Source organism: Variovorax endophyticus, assembly GCF_025376855.1.
Lineage (GTDB): Bacteria > Pseudomonadota > Gammaproteobacteria > Burkholderiales > Burkholderiaceae_C > Variovorax.
Window position 1 is genome coordinate 20765 of the sequence record NZ_JAHUTH010000031.1, and the last position, 23569, is coordinate 44333.

Here is a 23569-nt window from a genome sequence, read left to right on the forward strand (position 1 = left end):
AGGAGACAAGCCATGAAGAACCGCAGACAGATCCTCCAGCAGTCCGCCGCGCTCGCGGGCCTCGCCGCCACCGGCGCCTGGCTGCCGGCCAGCGCGCTGGCCTACACCAAGGAAGCCTTCGAGGCCAAGAGCGTGGCCGATGCGCTCAAGGCCGTGGGCGCGGGCACGCCCACCGAGAGCAAGGAGGTCACGATCACCGGCCCCGACATCGCCGAGAACGGCGCCGTGGTGCCGCTCAGTGTCGCGACCTCGCTGGCCGGCGTGAAGCAGCTGATGCTGCTGGTCGAGAAGAACCCGAACGCGGTGGTCGCGATCTTCAACACCTCGGAGTTCGTCGAGCCGAACTTCACCACGCGCGCCAAGCTGGGCCAGTCCTCCGACGTGTACGCGATCGCCGTCATGAACGACGGCAAGGCGCTGTTCGCGAAGAAGGAAGTCAAGGTCACGCTGGGCGGCTGCGGCGGCTGACGCGCGCGCCGTCCCCCACGAAGAAACAACGAGAGAAGGAGACCCACCATGGCAGATCCCATGCGCATCCGCGCCCAGGCCGCGGGCGACAAGACGACCGTCCGCATCCTGATGGCGCACGAGATGGAAACCGGCCAGCGCAAGGACGCCGCCGGCAAGACCATCCCGGCCTGGTTCATCCAGGAGGTCACGGCCTCGCTCAACGGCAAGACCGTGCTCACGGCCGACTGGGGCCCCGCGGTCTCGAAGAACCCGTTCATGCAGTTCACGCTCAAGGGCGCGAAGGCGGGCGACAAGATCTCGGTGACCTGGAAGGACAACCGCGGCGACACCCGCACCGACGAAGCCACCGTCAGCTAGGCGGCCGCCATGCGCAAGATCCCACTCCCGTGCCTGCTGCTGCTGGCGGGCAGCCTGTCGCTGCACGCCGCCGCGCAGAAGACCACCGCCGAAGGCATCGCCGAGTACCGCGCGCTGCTGCAGGACGGCAATCCGGCCGAGCTGTTCGAGGCCAAGGGCGAAGACCTCTGGAAGCAGAAGCGCGGGCCCAAGGGCGCCTCGCTCGAGAAGTGCGACCTCGGCAAGGGCCCGGGCGTGGTCAAGGGCGCGTTCGCCGAGCTGCCGCGCCACTTCGCCGACACCGGTCGCGTGCAGGACATGGAGTCGCGCCTGCTGACCTGCATGCAGACCCTGCAGGGCTTCGATGCCGCCGAGATCGCGAAGACGCCGTTCGGCAGCGGCGAGCAGAAGAACCTCGAGGCGCTGGTGGCCTGGATCTCGGCCGAGTCGAAAGGCATGGCGCTCAACCTGCCGCAGTCGCATGCGAGCGAGCGCCGCGCCTACGAGGTGGGCAAGCGCCTGTTCTTCCTGCGCGCCGGACCGCACGACTTCGCCTGCGCCACCTGCCATGGCGCCGACGACAAGCGCATCCGGCTGCAGGACCTGCCGAACCTCACGAAGAGCCCCGGCGCCGGCGACGGCTTCGGTGCCTGGCCGGCCTACCGCGTGTCCTCGGGCGAGCTCTGGGGCATGCAGCGGCGGCTCAACGACTGCTTTCGCCAGCAGCGCTTTCCCTACCCGGGCTATGCCAGCGACGCGACCATCGCGCTGGCCGTGTACATGGGCGTCAACGGCAAGGGCGTGAAGACCACGGCCCCGGCCATCAAGCGCTGAAGGAACGCGACATGAATGCCGACCACATCCTGGGTGCCGTCGCGGCCGCCTGCGCGCTGGCCCTGTTCGGCTGCGCGAGCGCCGACAGCGCCGCCGACATCGACCGCTACACCGCCGAGGCCCTGAAGAGCTCGTTCCGCGACCAGGGCATCGCCAAGGTCGACCGCCTCGTGCAGGACCCGGCCAACCGCGCCTGCAGCGAGGCCGACGCCAGCGGCAAGCCGCTCGACGAGAAGACCGCCAAGGAGATCGAGGCGGCCAACATGAAGACCATCCGCTGGCCCGCCGACGGCAGGTTCGTCGGCGACTGGCGCGAGGGCGAGAAGATCGCGCAGAACGGACGCGGCCTGACCTGGACCGACGCGGCCGCCTCCGCCAAGGGGCCGGCCAACGGCGGCAACTGCTACAACTGCCACCAGATGTCGAAGGAGGAGATCTCCTTCGGCACCCTCGGTCCCAGCCTCTACCAGTACGGCAAGCTGCGCGGCGTGAGCGACCCGGCGGCCGCGGCCTCGAAGCCGATCGTCGAGTACACCTGGGGCAAGCTCTGGAATGCGCGCGCCTACAACGCCTGCTCGAACATGCCGCGCGTCGGCCACTCGGGCATCCTCGACGAAGCGCAGATCCGCGACGTGATGGGGCTGCTGCTCGATCCGAAGTCGCCGGTCAACCGATAGACGCAGAGGGCCCGCCGCTTCCATGAACCTTTCCAAGCGCGAGTTCCTGCAACTGCTGGGTGCCGGCAGCGTGGCCGGCCTGGGCCTGGGGCGCCACGACAGCGCCGGCGCGGCCGGTGCCGTCGATGCGATGTACGCGCTGCCGCGCTTCGGCAACGTGTCGCTGCTGCACATGACCGACTGCCATGCGCAGCTCAAGCCGCTGTACTTCCGCGAGCCCAGCGTGAACATCGGCCTGGGCAGCATGCGCGGCAAGGTGCCGCACCTGGTCGGCGAGCAGCTGCTCAAGGCCGCGGGCGTGGCACCGGGCACGCGCGTGGCGCATGCGCTCACGCACCTCGACTTCGACCGCGCGGCGCAGCGCTATGGCAAGGTCGGCGGCTTTGCGCACCTGGCCACCCTGGTGAAGCAGCTCAAGGCCAGCCGGCCCGGCGCGCTGCTGCTCGACGGCGGCGACACCTGGCAGGGCTCGGCCACCTCGCTGTGGACCCAGGCGCAGGACATGGTCGATGCCTGCAAGCTGCTCGGCGTCGACGTGATGACCGGGCACTGGGAGTTCACCTACGGCATGGAGCGCGTGAAGGAGATCATCGAGAAGGACTTTGCGGGCCGCGTCGAGTTCGTCGCGCAGAACGTCAAGACCGCCGACTTCGGCGACCCGGTCTTCAAGCCCTACGTCATGCGCGAGATCAACGGCGTGCCCTGCGCCATCGTGGGCCAGGCCTTTCCCTACACGCCGATCGCCAACCCGCGCTACATGGTGGCCGACTGGACCTTCGGCATCCAGGACGACAACCTGCAGCGCGTGGTGGACGAGGCGCGTGCCAAGGGCGCGCAGGTGGTGGTCGTGCTCTCGCACAACGGCATGGACGTGGATCTCAAGATGGCCAGCCGCGTGCGCGGCGTCGACGCCATCCTCGGCGGCCACACGCACGACGGCACGCCCATGCCCACGCTGGTGAGCAATGCCGGCGGCCAGACCATCGTGGTCAACGGCGGCTCCAACGGCAAGTTCCTCGGCGTGCTCGATTTCGAGGTCAAGGGCAAGAAGGTCAGCGACTTCCGCTATCGCCTGCTGCCGGTGTTCTCAGACCTGATCCCGGCCGACCGCGAGATGGACGCGCTGATCGCGCGCATCCGCGCGCCCTACGAAGCCAAGCTGTCCGAAACCCTGGCCCACACCGACGGCACGCTGTACCGGCGCGGCAACTTCAACGGCACCGGCGACCAGCTGCTGCTCGACGCGCTGATGGAGGTGCAGGACGCGCCGATCGCCTTCTCGCCGGGCTTCCGCTGGGGCACCTCGCTGCTGCCGGGCCAGCCCATCACGCGCGAATGGCTGATGGACATGACCGCCACCACCTACTCGTACGCCACCGTCACGCCGATGAGCGGCGAGATGCTCAAGACCGTGCTCGAGGACGTCTGCGACAACCTGTTCAACCCCGACCCCTACTACCAGCAGGGCGGCGACATGGTGCGCGTGGGCGGTCTGCAGTACGCCTGCGACCCGACGGCCGCGATGGGGCAGCGCATCCAGGACATGCGCCTGGACGGCAAGCCCATCGAGGCCGGCCGCACCTACAAGGTCGCGGGCTGGGCGCCGGTGAGCGAGGAGGCGCGCAGCGCCGGCAACAAGCCGGTGTGGGAGGTGATCGAGCCCTGGCTGAAGTCGCGCAAGGTGGTGGCCGCGCGCGCGCCCGAGGCGCCGGTGCTGAAGAACGTCGCGCCCAATCCGGGGCTGGCCTGAGGGCCGCGGGTGGGAGCGTGGCCGCACGCCGCGCTCCCTAGAATCGCCGCATGTCTGTCGAACAGGTCTCCCTCCTCACCTCGTTCGCGCTCGCGGCCGCCTTCGCGCTCTCGGCCGTGTTCGGCGCCGTGGCACGCGCCACGCGCTTCTGCACCATGGGCGCGATCAGCGACGTGGTCAACCTCGGCGACTGGACGCGCGTGCGGCAATGGGCCGCGGCCGGCGGCGTCGCGCTGATCGGCTTCTCGGCGCTGGTGTTCGCGGGCTGGGTCGATGCCGACCGCACGCTCTATGCATCGAACCGCATCCTCTGGCTCTCGGCGCTGGTCGGCGGCCTGCTGTTCGGCTTCGGCATGGTGCTGGCCTCGGGCTGCGGCAACAAGACGCTGGTGCGCGTCGGCGGCGGCAGCCTCAAGGCGCTGGTCGTGCTGCTGGTGATGGGCATCGCGGCCTTCGCCACGCTCAAGGGCATCACCGCCGTGCTGCGCGTGGCCACCGTCGACGCGGTGCACCTGGAGCTCGCCGTCAATGCCTCGCTGCCCGAGGTGCTGGCCGGCGCGCTGCGCATGCAGGCCGCGCCGCTGCGGCTCGCGATCGGTCTGGTCGCGGGTGGCGCGCTGATCGCCTGGGCCGCCTGGGGCCGGCGCGATGCGCGCAGCCTCGCGGGCGGGCTCGCCATCGGCGCGCTGGTGGTGGCCGCCTGGTGGCTCAGCGGCCACTGGGCCGTGGTCGAGGAGCATCCGCTCACGCTCGAGCACGTGTTCCTCGCCACCAACTCCGGCCGCGCCGAGGCGCTGAGCTTCGTCACGCCCGTGGCCTATGCGCTCGACTGGCTGATGTTCTACAGCGACGCCAACAAACTGCTGACCCTGGGCATCGCCTCGGTGGCCGGCGTGATCGTGGGTGCCGCCGCGCAGGCGCTATGGACGCGCGAGTTCCGTTGGGAGGGCTTCGCCGGCAGCGGCGACCTCGCGCACCACCTGGGCGGCGCCGTGCTGATGGGCATCGGCGGCGTCACCGCCATGGGCTGCACCATCGGCCAGGGCCTGAGCGCGCTCTCCACGCTGAGCCTCGCGAGCCTGCCCGCGATCGTCGGCATCGTCGCGGGCGCGGTGGCGAGCCTCAAGTACCAGGCCTGGCAGCTGCAGCGCGATCTTTGAGTGCGTGGGGTGCGCCATGCTTGACCCGGCCCCTGCGGCCACCTCGATAAAGACGGCATCGCAGCAGACACCGAGGTGATTCCGTGACCCCTTCGTCCCGTTTCCTGAACCCGTCCGAGGCCGCGCGCCGGCTCGGCGTGTCCGCCAAGGCCCTGCGGCTGTACGAGCAGCGCGGCCTGCTGGTGCCGGCGCGCACGGCCGCGGGCTGGCGTTCCTACGGGCCCGCCGAGATGGCGCGTGCCACCGAGATCGTCGCGCTGCGCGCGCTGGGCTTGAGCCTCGCGCAGGTGGCGCGCGTGCTCCAGGGCGACGCGCAAGGGCTGGCACCGGCCCTGGCGGCGCATCAGGCGGCGCTCGAAGCCAAGGCGCGAGAGCTCGACGCCACGCTGGACAGAGTGCGCGGCCTGCGCGACGAACTCGCGCGCGGACGCCTGCCCGCGCCCGGCGAACTCGCGCGCCTGCTGCAGCCCGACACCCGACCCGCGCTCGAGTTCGAACTGCCCTGGCCCTGGGGCGGCGAACGCTTCGCGCTGAACGACATCCGGCCCATCAACCATATCGTCGGCCCGCTGGGCAGCGGCAAGACGCGGCTCGCGCTGCGCATCGCCGAGCGTTTTCCGGGCGCGGTCTTCCTGCCGCTGGACCGCGCCGAGGGCGATGCCACCGCCACGCGGTTGCGCGAGGACGCCGGCCTGCGCGCGCGCGTCGATGCCGCGCTGGCCTGGCTCGTGGAGGACGGTGCCACCGGATCCGAAGCCCTGGTCGCGCTGCTGGCCGGCCTCGAAGGCGAAGGCCCCGCCGCCATCGTCGTCGACATGGTGGAACAGGGCCTCGACCACGCGACCCAGGAAGCGCTGATCGCCCACCTGCGCCGCCGCGGCGCCGGGGCGCGGCCGCTGTTCCTGCTCACGCGCTCCAGTGCCTTCCTCGATCTCGCGGCGGTCGGCGCGCTCGAGTCGATCCTGCTGTGCCCGGCGAATCACAGCCCGCCGACCTATGTCGCGCCGTTCGAAGGCGCACCCGGTTACGAGGCCGTCGCCACCTGCCTCGCGACACCCGAGGTGCGCGCGCGCACGCAGGGCGTGATCGCGTGGCGGCCGACGGTGTCGGATCCCGCCGGCTGACGCCGGGCCGCCAGCGTGTTCCACTGGCGGCAGTTGCTCCCGATGCTTCCATGAGCCCCACGCAGATCGATCGTTTCAAGACCCACGGCTGTCTCCACCTCGAAGGCCTCCACCCGAAGTCCCGCGTGGCCCCGCTGCGCGAGAAGCTGCGCGACGAGCTCAAGCGCATGGCTGGCGCCAAGGGCGGGATGGGCGCGGTGCGGCGCCTGCCGCTGTTCCAGCAGATCGGCAAGCTCTCCGCGCTCGTCAACGTGCCCGGCCTGCATGAAGCCCTGGTCACGCCGGCGCTGCTCGATCTCGTCGCCGAGCTCGGCGGCCTCGCGTCGCCGCCCGCGGCGGGCCCCCAGGGCACGCAGCTGCTGCTGTCGCCGCCAGGGCAAGGCGACTGGACCCTGCAGGCCCTGAACTGGCATGTGGACCTCGCGGCGCGGCCGCAGGATCCGCTGCCCGGCGTGCAGGCCTTCTTCCTGATCGACGACGTGGCACCGCATGGCGGCGCCACGCTCGCGCTCGCGGGCTCGCACCGCATCGACACGCGTCGGCCGGCCTCGGATTCGCAACCCGCGCTGCGCGAACTGCTCAAGGACCCGATGGACCTGGAGCGCCGCCTGGGCGAGCAGGGCCTGGCCATCGTCGAGATGTGCGGCCGCGCCGGCGACGTGTTCCTGATGGACATGCGCGTGCTGCACACGCCCTCGGTCAACGCGACGAAGCAGCCGCGGATGATGGCGACCACGCGCTGCATCTTCGGCACCTGACGCGCCGCGACAAGACGCCGAGGCGTCATGGCGCGGCGCACCGGCCACGCGAAAATTCCTGCATGGATAACGAAAAATTCCCGAGCGCGCTGATGCACACCATCGGCTTTTCGCAGCTGCTGCGCAGCGATGCCGAGGCCGGCCTCGCGCGCGTGCGTTTCGTGGCGCGGCCCGAGTTCGCGCACAGCAACGGCACGGTGGTGCAGGGCGGGCTGGTCACCGCATGGCTCGATTGCGCGATGGCCTTCGCGGTGAACGCGAAGGACACCGAGGCCGGCCTCGCGAGCCTCGAGCTCAAGATCTCGTTCCTCGACCGGGCCGACGTCGCCAGCTTCGAGGCCGAGGCGCGCATCCTGCGCTGGGGCCGCAGCGTGGTGTTCCTCGAAGCCGACCTCTGGGCGCTCGACGGCCGGCTGATCGCGCGCGCCTCGTCCACGGGCAAGCTGGTCCGGCGAGGCGCCTGACCCGCTTGCCTCGCGCTATCAGCGACGACGCCGGCGCGCGGCCACCAGGCCCGCCACGCCGAGCGCGGCCAGCGCCAGGTCGACCAGGTCCAGCGCGCCCCCGCTCTTGCGGAAGGGGAACGCGATCGGCATCACCGGCTGCTCGGGTTGCTCCGGTGTGACCCCGGGCGCGGCCTTGACGTTCAGGAACGCGGCCGACACCGAGCCGGGCTTGTCGTCCTCGTTGATGCCCTGCACGTAGACCATGTGGCGGCCCGGCGCGAGGCCCGTGGTGTCGAGCATGCCGCTCGCGGTCCGGGTCGCTTCCTCGAAGCCGGGGCTGGCCTGGTCCGAGGCCGAGAGCGCCAGCGGGATGCCGACCGCGCCGGCCTCCCACGGCAGCTTGCCGACATAGGCCAGCGCGGTCTTGATCTTCTTGACGACCGGGACCGGCGGCGCCGGGATGTCCGACTGGCCGGGCTTCGAATAGAGGTAGCGGTTGTCGTCCACGGTCGCGGTGACTTGCGCCTTCGCGCCCACCTGCACGGCCTCGGCGTCGATCTTCACGTCGACCGTGTCCGGTCCCTGCGGCAGCTGGTAGGGCCGGTACAGCACGCGGCTCAGGTAGTGGAAGCCGTTGAAGTTCTCGGGATAGACCTCCTTGTTGAAGTTGTCGCAGCTCTCGTAGAAGGAGCGGCCCATCTCCACCGTGTACGAAGGCGCGCCCAGGTAGCCGTAAATGGCGTCCTTGGTCGTGCCCTCGGTGTCGTAGCCCAGCACCTGTTGCGCCGAGTACTTGTTGTGATAGGCCATGCGCTGCGCGATGGTGGCCAGCCCGAGGTTGTTGGGCGTCTGGATGTTGTTCTCGTTCTCGGAGCGCCGCACGCCCCAGGACCAGAGGATGGCGCGTGCCGCGCTGTGCAGGTCGATGAACACCCCGCCGCCGTAGTTCTCGTCGGCGCCGGTCTTCCAGTCGAATTCGCCGGCACCGCCGTTGTCGCGGTTCTGCGCGTTGCAATAGGTCGCGCTCTTGGGCCGGCCGTCGGGAAGCGCGCCGCCCTCCCACTTGCAGGCCGCCTGGTTCCAGCTGCCGCGCACGTAGTCGAGCACCACCTGCGTCTCGGGCTCGGAGACGGCCGCGGTGCCGCGGTAGTCCTCGGCGCACTGGTTGTCGGAAGCACCGGGCCCGCCCGTGCGCCAGCCGAACGGGTAGTTGCGGTTCAGGTCGACCCCGCCGCTGCGCACCGTGCTGCAGGCCGCCGTGGCGTAGTTGGTGTTCTTGCGCTGCCGGGCCGTGATCTGCTGCTCGGCGATCGAGCGGCCGTCGGGGTTGTGGACGATGAAGTGGTAGCGGTTGCTGTCCAGCATCATGCGGGCGTTCGCGTCGGTCTCGTAGTTGTCGAGCAGCCACTCGATGTACTTCATGCCGACTTCCTGCGGGGCGTATTCGCGCGCGTGGATGCCGCCGGTCCAGACCATGTTCGGCGGCTTGGCCGCCTGCGCGTCCTGCTTCTCGAAGTTGCCGGCCACGATCACGCGGATCGGGTAGGGCTCGGTGGGAAACAGGCTCAGGTTGAAGGTGTTGAGAACGCTCGCGGGCAGGTACTTGACCAGCAGGTTGACCCAGGACGAATTGGCGTTGTTGTCGGAGTCCGTGCCGGGCTTCTGGTACTGCCCGCCCATCCAGGTCTTGCCGAGGGTCTGCACCTTCACCAGCTTCGGGTACTTGGCGGCCAGCTCGTCGAAGCTGGTGTAGACCTGTCCGACCGTGCGGTAGCAGGCCGCGTGCGAACCGCCGTCGGAGATCTTCTTCGTGCCCGGCGTGGTGTCCGGTGCGGGCGAGGCCTGCTTGCCCACGCCCTTGGTGATGTAGTCGCGGATCCGGGCCGTCTCGGCCTCGTTGATCTGCACGGGAAGGCCCAGCATCCGCAGCTGCGCCAGTTCGCCCGGGCCGACCTCCGCCGACACCGTACGGGCCTTCTGGTCCACGTAGGCATGGTCCAGCAGCCGGGTCAGGGCGTTGAGATCGTTGTCGTTGGAGTAGGGCACGACGATCGAATAGACCTGGACCCAGTCGGCGGTGTCGGGCGACTGCGCCGACACCGGATGGCCGGCCACGAGGGCGGCCGCGAGCGCGATGGACCATTGCGCGGGACGTGAGATGCGATGACTGATCCTCATGACAATTCCCCTTGTTTTGTTGAACAAAAATTGGCCGACCACAGCTTGAAGGCCCCTCCGCCGGGGTTCGATAGTGATTACCCGGATTTCGCGCGCGGGCAGGCTGTGCAAGTCGCGCCGATACACTGCCGCGCATGCAAGACCCGCCGTCCTCCTCGCCGGTGCCCGCGCATTGGCGCGGCCCCCTGGTGCTTGCGTGCCTGATGCTCGCGCTGCAGGCGGGCGGCGAACCGGTGTACGAGGCGCTGCGCTACGAGCGTCCGGCCGTGCTCGGCGGGCAGCTCTGGCGTTTGCTCACGGCGCACCTGGTGCACCTCGGCTGGATGCATTGCCTGCTGAACCTCGGCGGGCTGGCCGTGTGCGCGGCGTTCGCGAAGGACCGCGCCGGCGCGCGCGCCTGGGCCGGCGCCTTCGTCGCGCTGGCGCTCGGCGTGAGCGCCCTGCTACTGGTGGCATCGCCCCGGGTCGCGGACTACGCGGGGCTGTCGGGCGTGCTCTATGGCCTGTTCGTCTGGGTGCTCGCGCCGCAGGCCTGGCGCGGCGACCTGGTGGCCCGCGTCGCGCTGGCGGTGGTCGTGGTCCGCATCGGCTGGCAGCTGTGGAGCGAGCCCACCGAGGCCCAGCGTGCATTGATCGGCGGCGAGGTGCTGGTGCAGGCGCATCTCTATGGCGCGGCCTGCGCCGTGCTGCTGGTTCTCGCGCAGGCGCTGCGCGGCCGCTCCAGCGCCTGATCCGAAGCCGCCCCGCGCGGGCGTTTTTACGCTTTCTTTACGGCCCCCCACCGACTCTTTCCCCCGTTTTGACGCGCATCTGCCGAGACTGCCATTCATCTTTTTGATAGCAGGAGTGATGCATGGACATCGTCTGGATGGGCGCCTTGCTGGCGCTGTGGGTCGTGGTGGCGGCCATGGTCGTCGGGCTGAACCGGCTCGAGGGACTGAACCCGCCGGCGGCGAAAGAGGGAGAGGCATCGTGATCGGCCTCGACGTCCTCTACGGCTTCGGCGCGCTGATCGCCGTGGTGCTGTTCGCCTACCTGGTCTTCGCGCTGATCTGCGCCGAGGAATTCTGAAATGACGGGTTCCGCCTGGGGCCTGCTGGCCCTCTTCTTCGCGCTGCTGCTGCTGCTGGCCTGGCCGGTCGGCCGCTTCCTCGCGGCGCTGTGCAACGAACGCGTGCCGCGCTGGATGGCGCGCGTGGAGTCCCCCTTCTACAAGCTGGCCGGCGTGGCGCCGGCGCAGTCGATGAGCTGGCGCGTCTATGCGCTGGCGCTGCTGGCCTTCAACACGGTCGGCGCGATCGTGGTCTACGGCCTGCAGCGGCTGCAGGGCCTGCTGCCGCTCAATCCGGCCGGCATGGGCGCGGTGTCGCCCGACTCGGCCTTCAACACCGCCGTGAGCTTCGTCGCCAACACCAACTGGCAGGGCTACGCGGGCGAGTCGACGATGAGCTACCTCACGCAGATGCTCGGCCTCACGGTGCAGAACTTCGTGTCGGCCGCGACCGGCATCGCGGTGGCGTTCGCGCTGGTGCGCGGCTTCGCGCGCCGCGGCGAAGGACAGGGCCGCGGCCTGGTCGGCAACTTCTGGGCCGACATCGTGCGCGTCACGCTGTGGGTGCTGGTGCCGATCTCCTTCGTGCTGGCGGTGGCGCTGGTGGGCCAGGGCGTGATCCAGAACTTCGACGCGTACAAGGCCGTCGACACGCTCGAGACGACCGCGTTCCAGCAGCCCAAGGCCGGCCCCGACGGCCAGCCGCTGAAGGACGACAAGGGCGCGCCGGTGATGGAGGACGCCACCACCGCGACGCAGACGCTGGCCATGGGCCCGGTCGCCTCGCAGGAGGCGATCAAGATGATCGGCACCAATGGCGGCGGCTTCTTCAACGCCAACTCGGCGCATCCCTACGAGAACCCGACCGCGCTGTCGAACCTGCTGCAGATGCTGGCGATCTTCCTGATCCCGGCCGCGCTGTGCTTCACCTTCGGCCGCGTGGTGGGCGACATGCGCCAGGGCTGGGCGGTGTTCGCGGCGATGGCGGTCATGTTCGTGGTCGCGGTGGCGGTGCTCACGTCGGCCGAGCAGGGCGGCAACCCGCTGCTCGCGCCGCTGGGCGTCGACCAGGCCGCGGGCGCGCTGCAGTCGGGCGGCTACATGGAAGGCAAGGAGGTGCGCTTCGGCATCGATGCCTCGGCGCTGTTCGCCGCCGTGACCACGGCCGCCTCGTGCGGCGCGGTCAACCTCATGCACGACTCGCTGACGCCGATCGGCGGCCTGGTGCCGCTGGTGCTGATGCAGCTCGGCGAGGTGGTGTTCGGCGGCGTCGGCTCGGGCCTGTACGGCATGCTGATCTTCGCGATGCTCGCGGTGTTCATCGCCGGGCTGATGATCGGCCGCACGCCCGAGTACCTCGGCAAGAAGATCGAGGTGCGCGAGATGAAGCTGCTGTCGATCGCGATCCTGGTGACGCCGATCCTGGTGCTCGTGGGCACCGCCATCGCGGTGGCCTCGGGCGCGGGCAAGGCCGGCATCGCCAACCCCGGCGCGCACGGCTTCTCCGAGATCCTCTATGCGCTGACCTCGGCCGCCAACAACAACGGCAGCGCCTTCGCGGGCCTGTCGGCCAACACGCCCTTCTACAACGCGCTGCTGGGCCTGGCGATGTGGTTCGGCCGCTTCGCGATGATCGTGCCGGTGCTCGCCATCGCGGGTTCGCTGGCCGCCAAGAAGCGCCTGCCGGTCACGGCCGGCACGCTGCCCACGCACGGGCCGCTGTTCGTTTCCCTGCTGATCGGCACCGTGCTGCTGGTCGGCCTGCTCAATTACGTGCCGGCGCTGGCCCTCGGGCCGATCGTCGAGCACCTGGTGCTCTGGAAGTAAGGAGGAGCACGCCATGACCCCAACCAAGACTTCCCTGTCGCTGTTCGACGCGGCACTGGTGCGCCCCGCGCTGCGCGGCGCCTTCGCCAAGCTGAACCCGCGCACCCAGTGGCGCAACCCGGTGATGTTCATCGTCTACATCGGGAGCATCCTCACCACGCTGCTGTGGATCCACACGCTGAGCTTCCCGGGCGACACCGGCATGTCGCCGACCTTCGTGCTCGCGGTCACCGTGTGGCTCTGGTTCACGGTGCTGTTCGCCAACTTCGCCGAGGCGCTGGCCGAGGGCCGCAGCAAGGCCCAGGCCGCCTCGCTGCGCGGCCTGCGCAAGGACACCTGGGCCAAGAAGCTGGCCGAGCCGCAGCGCGATGCGAAGTGGCTCCCGGAGCAGGCGCCCAACCTGCGCAAGGGCGACGTGGTGCTGGTCGAGGCCGGCGACGTGGTCCCGCTCGACGGCGAGGTGATCGAGGGCGTGGCCTCGGTCGACGAGAGCGCCATCACCGGCGAATCGGCACCGGTGGTGCGCGAATCGGGCGGCGACTTCTCGGCCGTGACCGGCGGCACGCGCGTGCTGTCCGACTGGCTGGTGGTGCGCATCGCGGTGAACCCGGGCGAGTCCTTCCTCGACCGCATGATCGGCATGGTCGAGGCCGCGCGCCGCCAGAAGACGCCCAACGAGATCGCGCTGACCATCCTGCTGGTGGCGCTCACGCTGGTGTTCCTGATGGTCACGGTCACGCTGCTGCCGTTCTCGGTGTTCAGCGTGGAAGCCGCGGGCGCCGGCACGGTGGTCTCGCTGACCGCGCTGGTCGCGCTGCTGGTGTGCCTGATCCCCACCACCATCGGCGGCCTGCTCTCGGCCGTGGGCGTGGCGGGCATGAGCCGCATGATGCAGGCCAACGTGATCGCGACCTCGGGCCGCGCGGTGGAAGCCGCCGGCGACGTCGACGTGCTGCTGCTCGACAAGACCGGCACCATCACGCACGGCAACCGCCAGGCCAGCGCCTTCCTGCCGGCGCCCGGCGTCACCAAGGCACGCCTCGCGCGCGCCGCCATGCTGGCCTCGCTGGCCGACGAGACGCCCGAGGGCCGCAGCATCGTGGAGCTCGCGCGCCGCGACGGGCTGGAACCCGTGCCGGTCGAGGGTGCGCGCTTCGCCGACGGGCCGTCCCGAGGCGAAGCCGCCCCCTCGGGGGGCAGCGAAGCACACGCAGTGGCGAGCGTGGGGGCTCGTTTCGTGGCCTTCACCGCGCAGACCCGCATGAGCGGCGTCGACCTGCCGGCCGCGCCGAACAGCCTGGACACCGATCCCATCGTGCTGCGCAAGGGCGCGGTCGAGGCGGTGCGCCGGCACGTCGAGGCGCTCGGCGGCACGATGGCGCCCGAGCTGCTGCGCGCCGCCGAGGAGGCCTCGCGCCGCGGCAGCACGCCGCTGGCGGTGGCCGAGCGCGACCGCGTGCTCGGCATCGTCGAGCTCAAGGACATCGTGAAGACCGGCATCAAGGAGCGCTTCGCCGAGCTGCGCCGCATGGGCATCAAGACGGTGATGATCACCGGGGACAACAAGCTCACCGCCGCCGCGATCGCGGCCGAGGCCGGCGTGGACGACTTCCTGGCCGAGGCCACGCCCGAGGACAAGCTGGCGCTGATCCGCAAGTACCAGGCCGAGGGCCGGCTGGTCGCGATGACCGGCGACGGCACCAACGACGCGCCCGCGCTCGCGCAGGCCGACGTGGCGGTGGCCATGGGCAGCGGCACCCAGGCCGCGAAGGAGGCCGGCAACATGGTCGACCTGGACTCGAACCCGACCAAGCTGCTCGAGGTGGTGGAGACCGGCAAGGCGCTCCTGATGACGCGCGGCTCGCTGACCACCTTCTCGATCGCCAACGACGTGGCGAAGTACTTCGCGATCATTCCCGCGATCTTCGTCTCGACCTATCCGCAGCTCGCGGCGCTCAACGTGATGCGCCTCGCGAGCCCGTCGTCGGCCATCCTGTCGGCGGTGATCTTCAACGCGCTGGTGATCGTGTTCCTGATCCCGTTGGCGCTCAAGGGCGTGCGTTACCGGCCGGTGGGCGCCGCCGCGCTGCTGCGCCGCAACCTCGCCATCTACGGCCTGGGCGGCCTGCTCGTTCCCTTCATCGGCATCAAGCTGATCGACTGGCTGCTGGTGGCAGTCCACCTGGTCTGAGGAGTCCCCATCATGAGCAACACCACCGGCGGCATCGTCCGCCCCGCCATCGTCGTCTTCGCGCTGCTGAGCGCGCTCACCGGCCTGATCTATCCGATGGCCGTCACCGGCGCCGCCAAGGCAGCCTTCCCCGCGCAGGCGGCCGGCAGCCTGATCGTGCTCGACGGCACCACCGTCGGCTCGAAGCTGATCGGCCAGAACTTCAGCGACCCCAGGCACTTCTGGGGCCGCCCCTCGGCCACCGCGCCGCAGCCCTACAACGCCAGCGCCTCGGGGGGCGCGAACCAGGGCCCGCTGAACCCGGCCCTGACCGACGCCGTGAAGGCGCGCGTGGAAGCGCTGCGCGCGGCCGACCCGGGCAACACCGCGCCGGTGCCGGTCGACCTGGTGACGGCCTCGGGCAGCGGCCTCGACCCCGACATCAGCCCGGCTGCGGCGCGCTACCAGGCACCGCGCGTCGCGCGCGAGCGCGGCCTGCCGCTGGGGGAAGTCAACGCGCTGATCGATCGCCAGACCCAGCAGCCGCTGTGGGGGCTGCTCGGCGAGCCGCGCGTGAACGTGCTGGCGCTGAACCTCGCGCTCGACAAGCGCTGAACCCCGGACCCAGGCAAAGGAGACCTGTATGGCCTACGCCGCTTATCGCGAACATCCCGTGTATTTCCGAAGTCCCGCCGCGGCCGGTGCCGCGATCGCGGCCGCCCGCAGGACGGCCGCCGACAGCTTCCATGTGCTCGACGTCACCGTGAGTTGCGCCGACGCGCTGCGCGTGCGCCGCAGCCTCGCGGGCTGCGCCGATGCCGGCGTGGTGCGCTGCGAGCCGCTGCTGCACGGCTGCAGCTCGCAGGAGAGCGACGCGCCCTGCGTGCGGCTGATGATCCGCCTGCCGATGCGCAGCTACGCCGAGGTGCTGCACCGGTTGATCGAATGCGTGCCCTCGGGCGAGATCGGCCGGCTGGTGAGCTGGCGCGAACATCTCGCGCGCTGCGGACTGCGCCATGGCCACTGACTGGCTCCATGCGCTGCTCGCGCTGGCGGCGCTGTTCGTGCCGCTGGGCTTCGCCTGGCTGGTGCTGTCGCGCACGGCGCGGCGCCACGAGCATCGTGCCCGGCGCAAGAACGGAGCTTCCCGTTGATGCGGCCGCTTGCGCGACCGATGTCCGCTGCCGGTTCAGCGCGGCCGCGCGGTGCGCCACGCGCTGGCGGCGCAGCCGGCCTGCACCGCCGCGCCCGCGAGCATCGCGCAGCGCAGGCCCGCGGCGCCGCCGCCCGCCATGGCATAGAACGCACCCAGCGCGGCGACGCCGATCGTCGCGCCCGCGATGCGCGCGACATTGATCAGCGAGCCCGCGGTGCCCGAGCGCGCGGCATCGACCGCGCCCACGGCCTCGGCCATCAGCGGCCCGGTGGCCAGTCCCATGCCGAGGCCCGCGAGCGCCAGTCCGGCCTCGGCCCAGGCGATGGACGCGTGGCCCGCGCCCAGCCCCACCAGCAGCAGCCCGCCGGCGATGACCGCCACGCCCGCGCAGCTGACCGCGCGCGCACCGAGCCGCGCCACGATGCGGCCGCTGAACGGCGACAGCGCGACGAACAGCAACGCCATCGGGATCAGCGCGAGGCCGGCCCGCGTGGCGTCGAGCAGGCCCGCCTGCTGCCAGTGCAGCGGCAGCAGGAACAGCAGGCCGTACATGCCGAAGGTCATGCCGGCGGTGGCGATCATCGCGGCGCGGAAGGCGGGCAGGCCGAACAGGTCGAGCGGCACCAGCGCGGTCGCGCCGCGCCGGCCTTCGATGCGCACGAACAGCACGAACGCCGCCAGCGCGACCGCCAGCGCCGCGATCGCGACCCGCGGCGCCTCGTGCGACTCGATCGCCGCGAAGGCGAGCGCGCCGAGCGCGAGGCCACCGCCGACCTGCGCCCCCGCGTCGAGGCTGCGCCCGCGCGGATCGGACGACTCGGGGATCGAGGGCCGTGCCAGCAGCAGCGCGGCGAGGCTGAACGGCAGCACCGCGAGGAAGATGCCGCGCCAGCCGAAGCGGTGGATCAGCACGCCGCCCAGCGGCGCGCCGATGGCCATCGCCAGGCCGTTGCAGGCGGCCCAGATGCCGAGCACGCGGCCGCGCTCGCGCGCGTCCTGCCACACCACGCGCACGATCGCGAGCGAGGCCGGCATCAGCAGCGCGGCGCCCAGGCCGGCCAGCGCGCGGCCCGCGACCAGCATCCAGACCGAAGTGGCCGCGGCGCACAGCACGGTGGCACCCGTGAAGACGGCCGCGCCGAGCATGAAGATCCGGCGCCGTCCGTACAGGTCGGCCAGCAGGCCGCCGGTGAGCAGCAGCACCGCGTAGGCGAGGTTGTAGCCGTCGACCACCCATTGCAGGGCGGTCACGCCGGCGCGGAAGTGCTCGCCGATCGGCCGGGTGCCGAGGTTGACCACGGCCATGTCGACCTGCGCCACCAGGACCGCGAGGCACAGCGTGAGCAGGGCGAGGCCGCGGCGCGGCGCGGCCGGGCGGTCGGGATGTCTGTCGTTCATGGGGGAACAGCCTTCTTGGAACCAGACGGCCCATTGTGCGAAGCCGGCGTCGCCATGCTTCGGCGCGCACCGAAGCGTCGGTGCGCGGGGCGATGCGCTAACCTGCGCTCCCGATGAGCGAGCTGTCCCGCCCCGACCCCGACGCGCTGATCGCCCAGCTGCGCAGCGACGAGGCGCGCGCGCGGCGCGGCAAGCTGCGCATCTACTTCGGCGCCAGCGCCGGCGTGGGCAAGACCTGGGCCATGCTGAGCGCCGCGCAGCGCGAGCGCAAGGCCGGGCGCGACGTGCTGATCGGCGTGGTCGAGACCCATGGCCGCGGCGAGACCGCGGCCCTGCTGGCGGGGCTCGATGCCCTGCCGCTGCGCGAGATCGCCTACCGCGGCCGCACGCTGGCCGAGTTCGACCTCGATGCCGCGCTGGCGCGCCGGCCCGCGGTGCTGCTGGTCGACGAGCTGGCCCACACCAACGCGCCCGGCTCGCGCCATGCCAAGCGCTGGCAGGACGTGCAGGAGCTGCTGGCCGCGGGCATCGAGGTCTGGTCGGCGCTCAACGTGCAGCACCTCGAGAGCCTCAACGGCACGGTCGGCGCCATCACCGGCGTGCGGGTGCACGAGACGGTGCCCGACTCGGTGCTCGACGAGGCCGACGAGGTGGTGCTGGTCGACGTCACGCCCGACGAGCTCACGGCGCGGCTCGCGGCCGGCAAGGTCTACCTGCCGCAGCAGGCCGAGCGCGCGGCGCAGAACTTCTTCCGCAAGGGCAACCTGATCGCGCTGCGCGAGATCGCGTTGCGCCGCACCGCCGAGCACGTGGAGGACGACGTGCGCGGCTGGCGCGTCGAGCAGTCGGGCCCGGGCACCGGCCTGCAGGCCTGGCACACCTCGGGCGCGATCCTCGCGTGCGTCGGCCCGCACGAGGGCGCGGCGCAGACGGTGCGCACCGCGGCGCGGCTCGCGGGCCAGCTCAACGTGCGCTGGCATGCCGTGTATGTCGAGACGCCGCGGCTGCAGCGGCTGGCCGCGGCCGAGCGCGACCGCATCCTCGCGGTGCTGAAGCTGGCCGAGGAACTGGGTGCGGCCACCGCGGTGCTGACCGGCGACGACGTGGCCGCGCAGCTCGCCGAGCAGGCGCGACGGCTCAACTGCGCGACGCTGGTGCTCGGGCGCGCCGAGCCCGCGACCGGCTGGCGTCGCCCGTGGATGGCGGCGCGGGTGCCGCTGGCGCGCGCGCTCGCGCAACTGGCACCCGCGCTCGACATCCTCGAGGTGGGCCGCGCCGACAGCGCGCGCCGGCTGTCGCGCTCGCCGCTGGGCGTGGCGGGGGCGCGCATCGACAGCGACGACCACGAGCAGGCGCCGATCCACTGGCCCGGCTATGCCTGGGCCGCGGCCACCAGCGTGGCGCTCACGCTGCTGTGCACGCCGCTGACCGGCGTGCTCGAGCTGTCGAACATCGTGATGCTGTTCCTGCTCGGCGTGGTGGGCGTGGCGATGCGCTTCGGGCGCGGGCCCTCGGCGCTGGCGGCGCTGCTCAACGTCGCGGCCTTCGACTATTTCTTCGTGCCGCCGCGGCTGTCGTTCGCGGTCAGCGACGTGCAGTACGTGCTGACCTTCGCGATCATGCTGGGCGTGGGCCTGCTGGTGGGCCAGCTCACGGCCGGGCTGCGCTTCGCGGCCGGCGTGTCGACCAGCCGCGAGCGCCGCGCGCGCTCGCTGTTCGAGCTCACGCGCGAGCTCTCGGCCGCGCTCGAGAGCACGCAGGTGGTCGCGCTCGGCGCGGCCGCGGTGCAGGGCCACTTCGGCGGCCATGCGCTGGTGCTGGTGACCGATGCCGCCGACCAGCTGGTGGCGCCGGCCGATCCGCCGCCGGGCTTCGACGCGCAGGTGGCCGACTGGGCCTTCCGCCATGGCCAGAGCGCGGGCCTCGCCACCGCCACCCTGGCCGCGCAACCCTGGCACTACGTGCCGCTGCAGGCGCCGATGCGCGTGCGCGGCGTGCTCGCGCTCGAGCCGGCGCAGCCGCGCTGGCTGCTGATCCCCGAGCAGGCGCAGCAGCTCGACACGCTGGCGCGGCAGATCGCGATCGCGCTCGAGCGCGTGCACTACGTGGAGGTGGCGCAGCAGGCGGTGGTCGAGATCGAATCGGAGCGGCTGCGCAACGCGCTGCTGGGCGCGATCTCGCACGACGTGCGCACGCCGCTGACCGCGCTGATCGCGCTGGCCGAATCGCTGCAGACCCTGCCGGCGGAAGAACACGCAGAGGCGGCGCGCGCGATCGTCGCGCAGGCGCACGAGCTGCATGCGCTGGTCAACAACCTGCTCGACATGGCGCGGCTCGAGAGCGGCATCGCGGGCGGCGCGGTCAACCTGCGGCGCGACTGGCAGTCGGTCGAGGAGGTGGTGGGCTCGGCCATCCGCGCGGCGCGCACCGCGCTCGGCGCCACCGTGGTCCAGACCGCGCTCGATGCCGGGCTGCCGCTGGTCGAGTTCGACGCGGTGCTGATCGAGCGCGTGCTGGTGAACCTGCTCGAGAACGCCACCAAGTACGGCGCGCCGCCGATCGTGGTGGGCGCGCGCGCCGAGCCCGGCACGCTGGTGCTGAGCGTGCGCGACCACGGCCCGGGCCTGCCCGCGGCGCTGCTGGGCCACGAGCAGAAGCTGTTCGACAAGTTCACGCGCGGCGAGGTCGAGTCGGCCACGCCGGGCGTGGGGCTGGGCCTGGCGATCTGCAAGGCGGTGGTGAGCGCCCATGGCGGCGAGATCGTGGCCGCCAATGCGCGCGGCGGCGGTGCAGAATTCACGGTCACGCTCCCGCGCCGGGAGCCGCCCGAACCGGCCGAAGCGCCGCTCTGACCCCCATGCCTGCCCCCACCGCCATCGTGATCGAGGACGAGCCGCAGATCCGCCGCTTCGTGCGCGGCGCGCTCGAGGCCGAAGGCTGGCTGGTGCACGAGGCCGGCACGCTGCGCGACGGCCTCGCCGCGGCCGGCACGCGCCAGCCCGACCTGCTGGTGCTCGACCTGGGCCTGCCCGACGGCGACGGCGTCTCGCTGATCCGCGACGTGCGCGGCTGGTCGGCGGTGCCGATCATCGTGCTGTCGGCGCGCAGCGACGAGGCCGACAAGATCGCCGCGCTCGACGCCGGCGCCGACGACTACCTGACCAAGCCCTTCGGCACCGGCGAGCTGCTCGCGCGCGTGCGCGCCAACCTGCGGCGCCCGCGCGCGGCCAGCAGCGAGGAGGTGCCCGAGGCGCTGTTCCGCTTCGGCGAGATCGAGCTCGACCGCGCCGCGCGCATCGTGCGCCGCGCGGGTGCCGAGGTGCACCTCACGCCGACCGAGTACCGGCTGCTGTCGGTGCTGGCCGCGAACGCGGGGCGCGTGCTGACGCAGCGCCAGCTGCTGCGCGAGGTCTGGGGGCCGTCGCACACGGACCAGAGCCACTACCTGCGGATCTACATGGGGCATCTGCGGCAGAAGCTCGAGGACGATCCGGCGCAGCCGCGGCATCTGCTGACGGAGACCGCGGTGGGGTATCGGCTGGTCGTCTGAGATTTCTGAAATCGGGATCGGGAACCGGACGCAGAGGACGCGAAGGTTTCGCGAAGGGCGCGAAAGGAAGACAGAAAGATGTGGCGAGCCGTCTTTCGAAGGCCTTGGGTCTTGCCGATCGCTAAGAAGGGGAGCAACGCCCGCACCGGCGCTTCCATTTTTCATGGCTGTTCTTTCGCGCCCTTCGCGAAACCTTCGCGTCCTCTGCGTCCGGCTGCCCGCATTCATGCGCGTGGCATCCACCCAACGCCAACGAAGCGCGGCTTGCCATCGACCGCAGGCAAGCCCACAATCCGCCCCACCATGAAATTCACCCAAGCCATCGAAGCCGGCCTCACCGCCACCTGACATCGCCTTCGATCGCGTTCGGAAGGCGTTGCGCCTTCCGGTACTGAAAACCCCGGCAGGCCCGTCCTCCGGGGTTTTGTCTTTTCCGCCTCTCACTTCTTCATCGCCATGCGTACCTACGACAAGCTGATCGCCACGATTCGCCTCCGCCGGAGCGTGGCTTCCGTGCGCCCGGGCTCCGGCCGCCGCATCAGCAGATTGCACGACACCGTTCGTCGCTAGCCCTCAGGCGAATCCTTTCCGCCTGGGGTTGGCACATGCCCACCAGGCTCTCGAAGCCGTGCTTCGAGCCAGAGAAAGAAAGATTCGCCATGACCCACACACCCAGGAACCTGCGCAACATCGGCATCATTGCCCACGTCGACGCCGGCAAGACCACCACCACCGAACGCATCCTGTTCTACGCGGGCGAGAGCCATCGCATCGGCGACGTGAGCCGCGGCACCGCGCGCATGGACTTCGATGCGCAGGAGCGCAAGCGTGGCATCACCATCAGCAGCGCCGCCATCACGTTGCAGTGGAACGCGACCCAGATCAACCTGATCGACACGCCCGGCCACATCGATTTCAACATCGAGGTGAACCGCTCGCTGCGCGTGCTCGACGGGGCCGTGGTCGTGTTCGACGGCGTGGCCGGCGTGGAGCCGCAGACCGAGACCAACTGGCGCCTCGCGGACCGCTATCGCGTGCCGCGCATCGCCTTCGTCAACAAGCTCGACCGCCTGGGCGCGGACTTCCCGCGCGTGGTCGCGATGATGGAAGAACGCCTGGGCGTGAAGGCCGCGCCGGTGCAGTGGCCGATCGGCGCGGAAGGCGACTTCCGCGGCGTGGTCGACCTGCTGGGCCTGCGCGCGCTGGTCTGGGACCTCGACGATGCGAGCCGGCCGTACCGCGTGACCGAGGTGCCCGCCGAGCTGATGGCCACCGTGTTGCAACAACGCGCGCGGCTGGTGGAGCTCGCCGTCGAGCAGGACGAGGCCGCGATGGGGGCCTACCTGAACGGCGAGGAGCTGCCGGCCGAGGTGCTGCGCGGCTGCATCCGCAAGGGCGTGCTGGCCGGTGCCTTCGTGCCCGTGCTCGCGGGCTCGGCCTTCCGCAACCGCGGCGTGGAACCGCTGCTCGACGCCATCGTCGACTGGCTGCCGAAGCCCGGCGAGGTGGCGCTGCCCTGCGATCCGCGGGCGCCGTTCGCGGCGCTGGCGTTCAAGGTGGCCAGCGACGACCACGGCGCGATGGTGTTCGTGCGTGTCTACAGCGGCCGCTTGCGGCGCGGCGACAGCCTGCTCGACGCCACCACCGGCCGCATCGAGCGCGCGGCACGGCTGTACGAGGTGCAGGCGGGCGACCGCATCGAACGCGACGAACTGGTGGCCGGCGACATCGCCGGCATCGTCGGGCTGAAGGACACGTTGACCGGCCACACGCTGTGCGACCGGCAGCATCCGGTGCAGCTCGAACAGATCGGCGTGCCCGAGCCCGTGCTCCACGTCGCGATCGAGCCGAAGGCGCAGGCCGACCAGCAGGCGCTGGCGAAGGCGTTGCAGGTGCTGCTGCGCGAGGACCCGAGCCTGCGGCTGCGGCAGGACGCCGAGTCGGGCCAGACCATCGTGTCGGGCATGGGCGAGCTGCAGCTCGAGGTCTCGATCGAGAAGCTGCGCGAGCGCTTCGGCGTCGAAGTGTCGGTGGGACGGCCCCAGGTCGCCTGCCGTGAAACGGTATCGAAGGAAACGGAGGTGCACCATGTGCACAGGAAACAGAACGGCGGCCAGGGCCAGTTCGCGGAGCTGAAGCTGCGCATCGCCCCGCGCGGGCGCGGCGAAGGCATCGCGTTCGAGAACCGGGTGGTGGGCGGCGCGATCCCTCGCGAGTTCATCCCCGCGATCGAGGCCGGCATCCGCCGTGCCGCGCAGTCGGGCGTGCTGGCCGGCTATCCCTGCGTGGACTTCGTGGTCACGCTGCTCGATGGCAGCCACCATGAACGCGACTCGTCGGCGATGGCCTTCGAGTTCGCGGCCGCCGCGGCCTTCCGCGAAGCGGCGGCGCAGGCCGGGGGGCAGTTGCTCGAGCCGGTGATGGCCGTGGAAGTGACCACGCCCGCCGAGCACGTGGGCGACTGCATCGGCGACCTGCACAGGCGGCGCGGCATGGTGCGCGGCCAGGCGATGCGCGGCAACGCGATCGTGGTCGAGGCCCATGTGCCGCTGGCGCGGATGTTCGGCTACATCGGCAACCTGCGCGCGCTGTCCTCGGGCCGCGCGCAGTACGCGATGCAGTTCGACCACTACGCCGTGGTGCCCGCGGGCGAGATGGCCGGCCTCATGAAGCGTTGACGGCC

22 protein-coding genes are annotated in these 23569 nt (G+C 71.2%); 20 read left to right on the top strand and 2 right to left on the bottom strand.

All coding sequences use genetic code 11. The features are described from left to right. The first annotated feature begins 12 nt into the window (after positions 1-12). The 9 genes from soxY (at position 13) to KV106_RS31525 (ending at position 7574) form a co-directional block, all read left to right on the top strand. Positions 13-468, top strand: coding sequence for a thiosulfate oxidation carrier protein SoxY (soxY, locus tag KV106_RS31485; protein WP_057593578.1), 456 nt, complete (start codon positions 13-15; stop codon positions 466-468). A 48-nt stretch (positions 469-516) separates the two neighbouring features. Continuing rightward, entirely contained in the window at positions 517-828 is a 312-nt protein-coding gene (soxZ, locus tag KV106_RS31490; RefSeq protein ID WP_172705585.1) for a thiosulfate oxidation carrier complex protein SoxZ, read from the top strand. Between the two features lie 9 nt (positions 829-837). Then, positions 838-1641, top strand: coding sequence for a sulfur oxidation c-type cytochrome SoxA (gene soxA / locus KV106_RS31495; protein WP_057593576.1), 804 nt, complete (start codon positions 838-840; stop codon positions 1639-1641). Positions 1642-1652: 11 nt separating this feature from the next. Further along, positions 1653-2318, top strand: coding sequence for a sulfur oxidation c-type cytochrome SoxX (soxX, locus tag KV106_RS31500; protein WP_057593575.1), 666 nt, complete (start codon positions 1653-1655; stop codon positions 2316-2318). A gap of 22 nt (positions 2319-2340) precedes the next feature. After that, on the top strand, positions 2341-4068 hold the full coding sequence (soxB, locus tag KV106_RS31505; RefSeq protein ID WP_261215146.1) for a thiosulfohydrolase SoxB: 1728 nt from the start codon (positions 2341-2343) through the stop codon (positions 4066-4068). Between the two features lie 50 nt (positions 4069-4118). Beyond that, positions 4119-5228 carry a YeeE/YedE family protein gene (locus KV106_RS31510; RefSeq protein WP_093355170.1) on the top strand — a complete coding sequence of 370 codons (1110 nt, stop codon included), beginning with the start codon at positions 4119-4121 and terminating at the stop codon, positions 5226-5228. 83 nt (positions 5229-5311) lie between these two features. Further along, positions 5312-6352 (top strand): MerR family transcriptional regulator, encoded by a 1041-nt coding sequence (locus KV106_RS31515; RefSeq protein WP_261215149.1) that lies wholly within the window; start codon positions 5312-5314, stop codon positions 6350-6352. A gap of 50 nt (positions 6353-6402) precedes the next feature. Beyond that, positions 6403-7110, top strand: a complete 708-nt coding sequence (locus tag KV106_RS31520; protein ID WP_261215151.1) for a phytanoyl-CoA dioxygenase family protein — start codon at positions 6403-6405, stop codon at positions 7108-7110. Between the two features lie 62 nt (positions 7111-7172). Further along, the gene (locus KV106_RS31525; RefSeq protein ID WP_261215153.1) at positions 7173-7574 is read left to right on the top strand and encodes a PaaI family thioesterase; all 402 of its coding nucleotides are present in this window, start codon (positions 7173-7175) and stop codon (positions 7572-7574) included. 18 nt (positions 7575-7592) lie between these two features. Here the strand turns inward: KV106_RS31525 and KV106_RS31530 are convergent, their stop codons facing one another. Next, on the bottom strand, positions 7593-9734 hold the full coding sequence (locus KV106_RS31530) for a M14 family zinc carboxypeptidase (protein ID WP_057598248.1): 2142 nt from the start codon (positions 9732-9734) through the stop codon (positions 7593-7595). Positions 9735-9868: 134 nt separating this feature from the next. Between KV106_RS31530 and rrtA the strand changes: the two genes are divergently transcribed. The 8 genes from rrtA (at position 9869) to KV106_RS31570 (ending at position 15936) form a co-directional block, all read left to right on the top strand. Beyond that, positions 9869-10465 carry a rhombosortase gene (gene rrtA, locus KV106_RS31535; RefSeq protein WP_261215155.1) on the top strand — a complete coding sequence of 199 codons (597 nt, stop codon included), beginning with the start codon at positions 9869-9871 and terminating at the stop codon, positions 10463-10465. Between the two features lie 122 nt (positions 10466-10587). Continuing rightward, a complete protein-coding gene (locus KV106_RS31540; RefSeq protein ID WP_261215157.1) occupies positions 10588-10710 on the top strand; it encodes a hypothetical protein in 123 nt (40 codons plus the stop codon). Continuing rightward, complete coding sequence (gene kdpF / locus KV106_RS31545) at positions 10707-10805, top strand: K(+)-transporting ATPase subunit F (protein ID WP_057593567.1); 99 nt, start codon at positions 10707-10709, stop codon at positions 10803-10805. Before KV106_RS31540 ends, kdpF begins: the two co-directional genes overlap by 4 nt. A gap of 1 nt (position 10806) precedes the next feature. Then, the gene (gene kdpA, locus KV106_RS31550; protein WP_261215159.1) at positions 10807-12612 is read left to right on the top strand and encodes a potassium-transporting ATPase subunit KdpA; all 1806 of its coding nucleotides are present in this window, start codon (positions 10807-10809) and stop codon (positions 12610-12612) included. A 13-nt stretch (positions 12613-12625) separates the two neighbouring features. Then, positions 12626-14803, top strand: a complete 2178-nt coding sequence (gene kdpB / locus KV106_RS31555; protein ID WP_261215165.1) for a potassium-transporting ATPase subunit KdpB — start codon at positions 12626-12628, stop codon at positions 14801-14803. Positions 14804-14815: 12 nt separating this feature from the next. Continuing rightward, positions 14816-15397, top strand: coding sequence for a potassium-transporting ATPase subunit KdpC (gene kdpC, locus KV106_RS31560; RefSeq protein ID WP_057593564.1), 582 nt, complete (start codon positions 14816-14818; stop codon positions 15395-15397). Positions 15398-15425: 28 nt separating this feature from the next. Then, a complete protein-coding gene (locus KV106_RS31565) occupies positions 15426-15809 on the top strand; it encodes a hypothetical protein (RefSeq protein WP_057593563.1) in 384 nt (127 codons plus the stop codon). Continuing rightward, entirely contained in the window at positions 15799-15936 is a 138-nt protein-coding gene (locus KV106_RS31570) for a hypothetical protein (protein ID WP_172705584.1), read from the top strand. The genes KV106_RS31565 and KV106_RS31570 overlap by 11 nt, the downstream gene beginning before the upstream one ends. 35 nt (positions 15937-15971) lie before the next feature. On the opposite strand, the gene KV106_RS31575 is transcribed toward KV106_RS31570, so the two are convergent. Further along, entirely contained in the window at positions 15972-17336 is a 1365-nt protein-coding gene (locus KV106_RS31575) for an MFS transporter (RefSeq protein ID WP_261215171.1), read from the bottom strand. Positions 17337-17449: 113 nt separating this feature from the next. Here KV106_RS31575 and KV106_RS31580 point away from each other — a divergent pair, with 113 nt between their 5' ends. From KV106_RS31580 to fusA, 3 genes are all read left to right on the top strand, one after another. After that, entirely contained in the window at positions 17450-20188 is a 2739-nt protein-coding gene (locus tag KV106_RS31580) for a DUF4118 domain-containing protein (protein ID WP_261215173.1), read from the top strand. 5 nt (positions 20189-20193) lie between these two features. Beyond that, on the top strand, positions 20194-20886 hold the full coding sequence (gene kdpE / locus KV106_RS31585; RefSeq protein WP_093355193.1) for a two-component system response regulator KdpE: 693 nt from the start codon (positions 20194-20196) through the stop codon (positions 20884-20886). Between the two features lie 659 nt (positions 20887-21545). Continuing rightward, the gene (gene fusA, locus KV106_RS31590) at positions 21546-23564 is read left to right on the top strand and encodes an elongation factor G (RefSeq protein WP_261215175.1); all 2019 of its coding nucleotides are present in this window, start codon (positions 21546-21548) and stop codon (positions 23562-23564) included. The last annotated feature ends 5 nt before the right edge of the window (positions 23565-23569 follow it).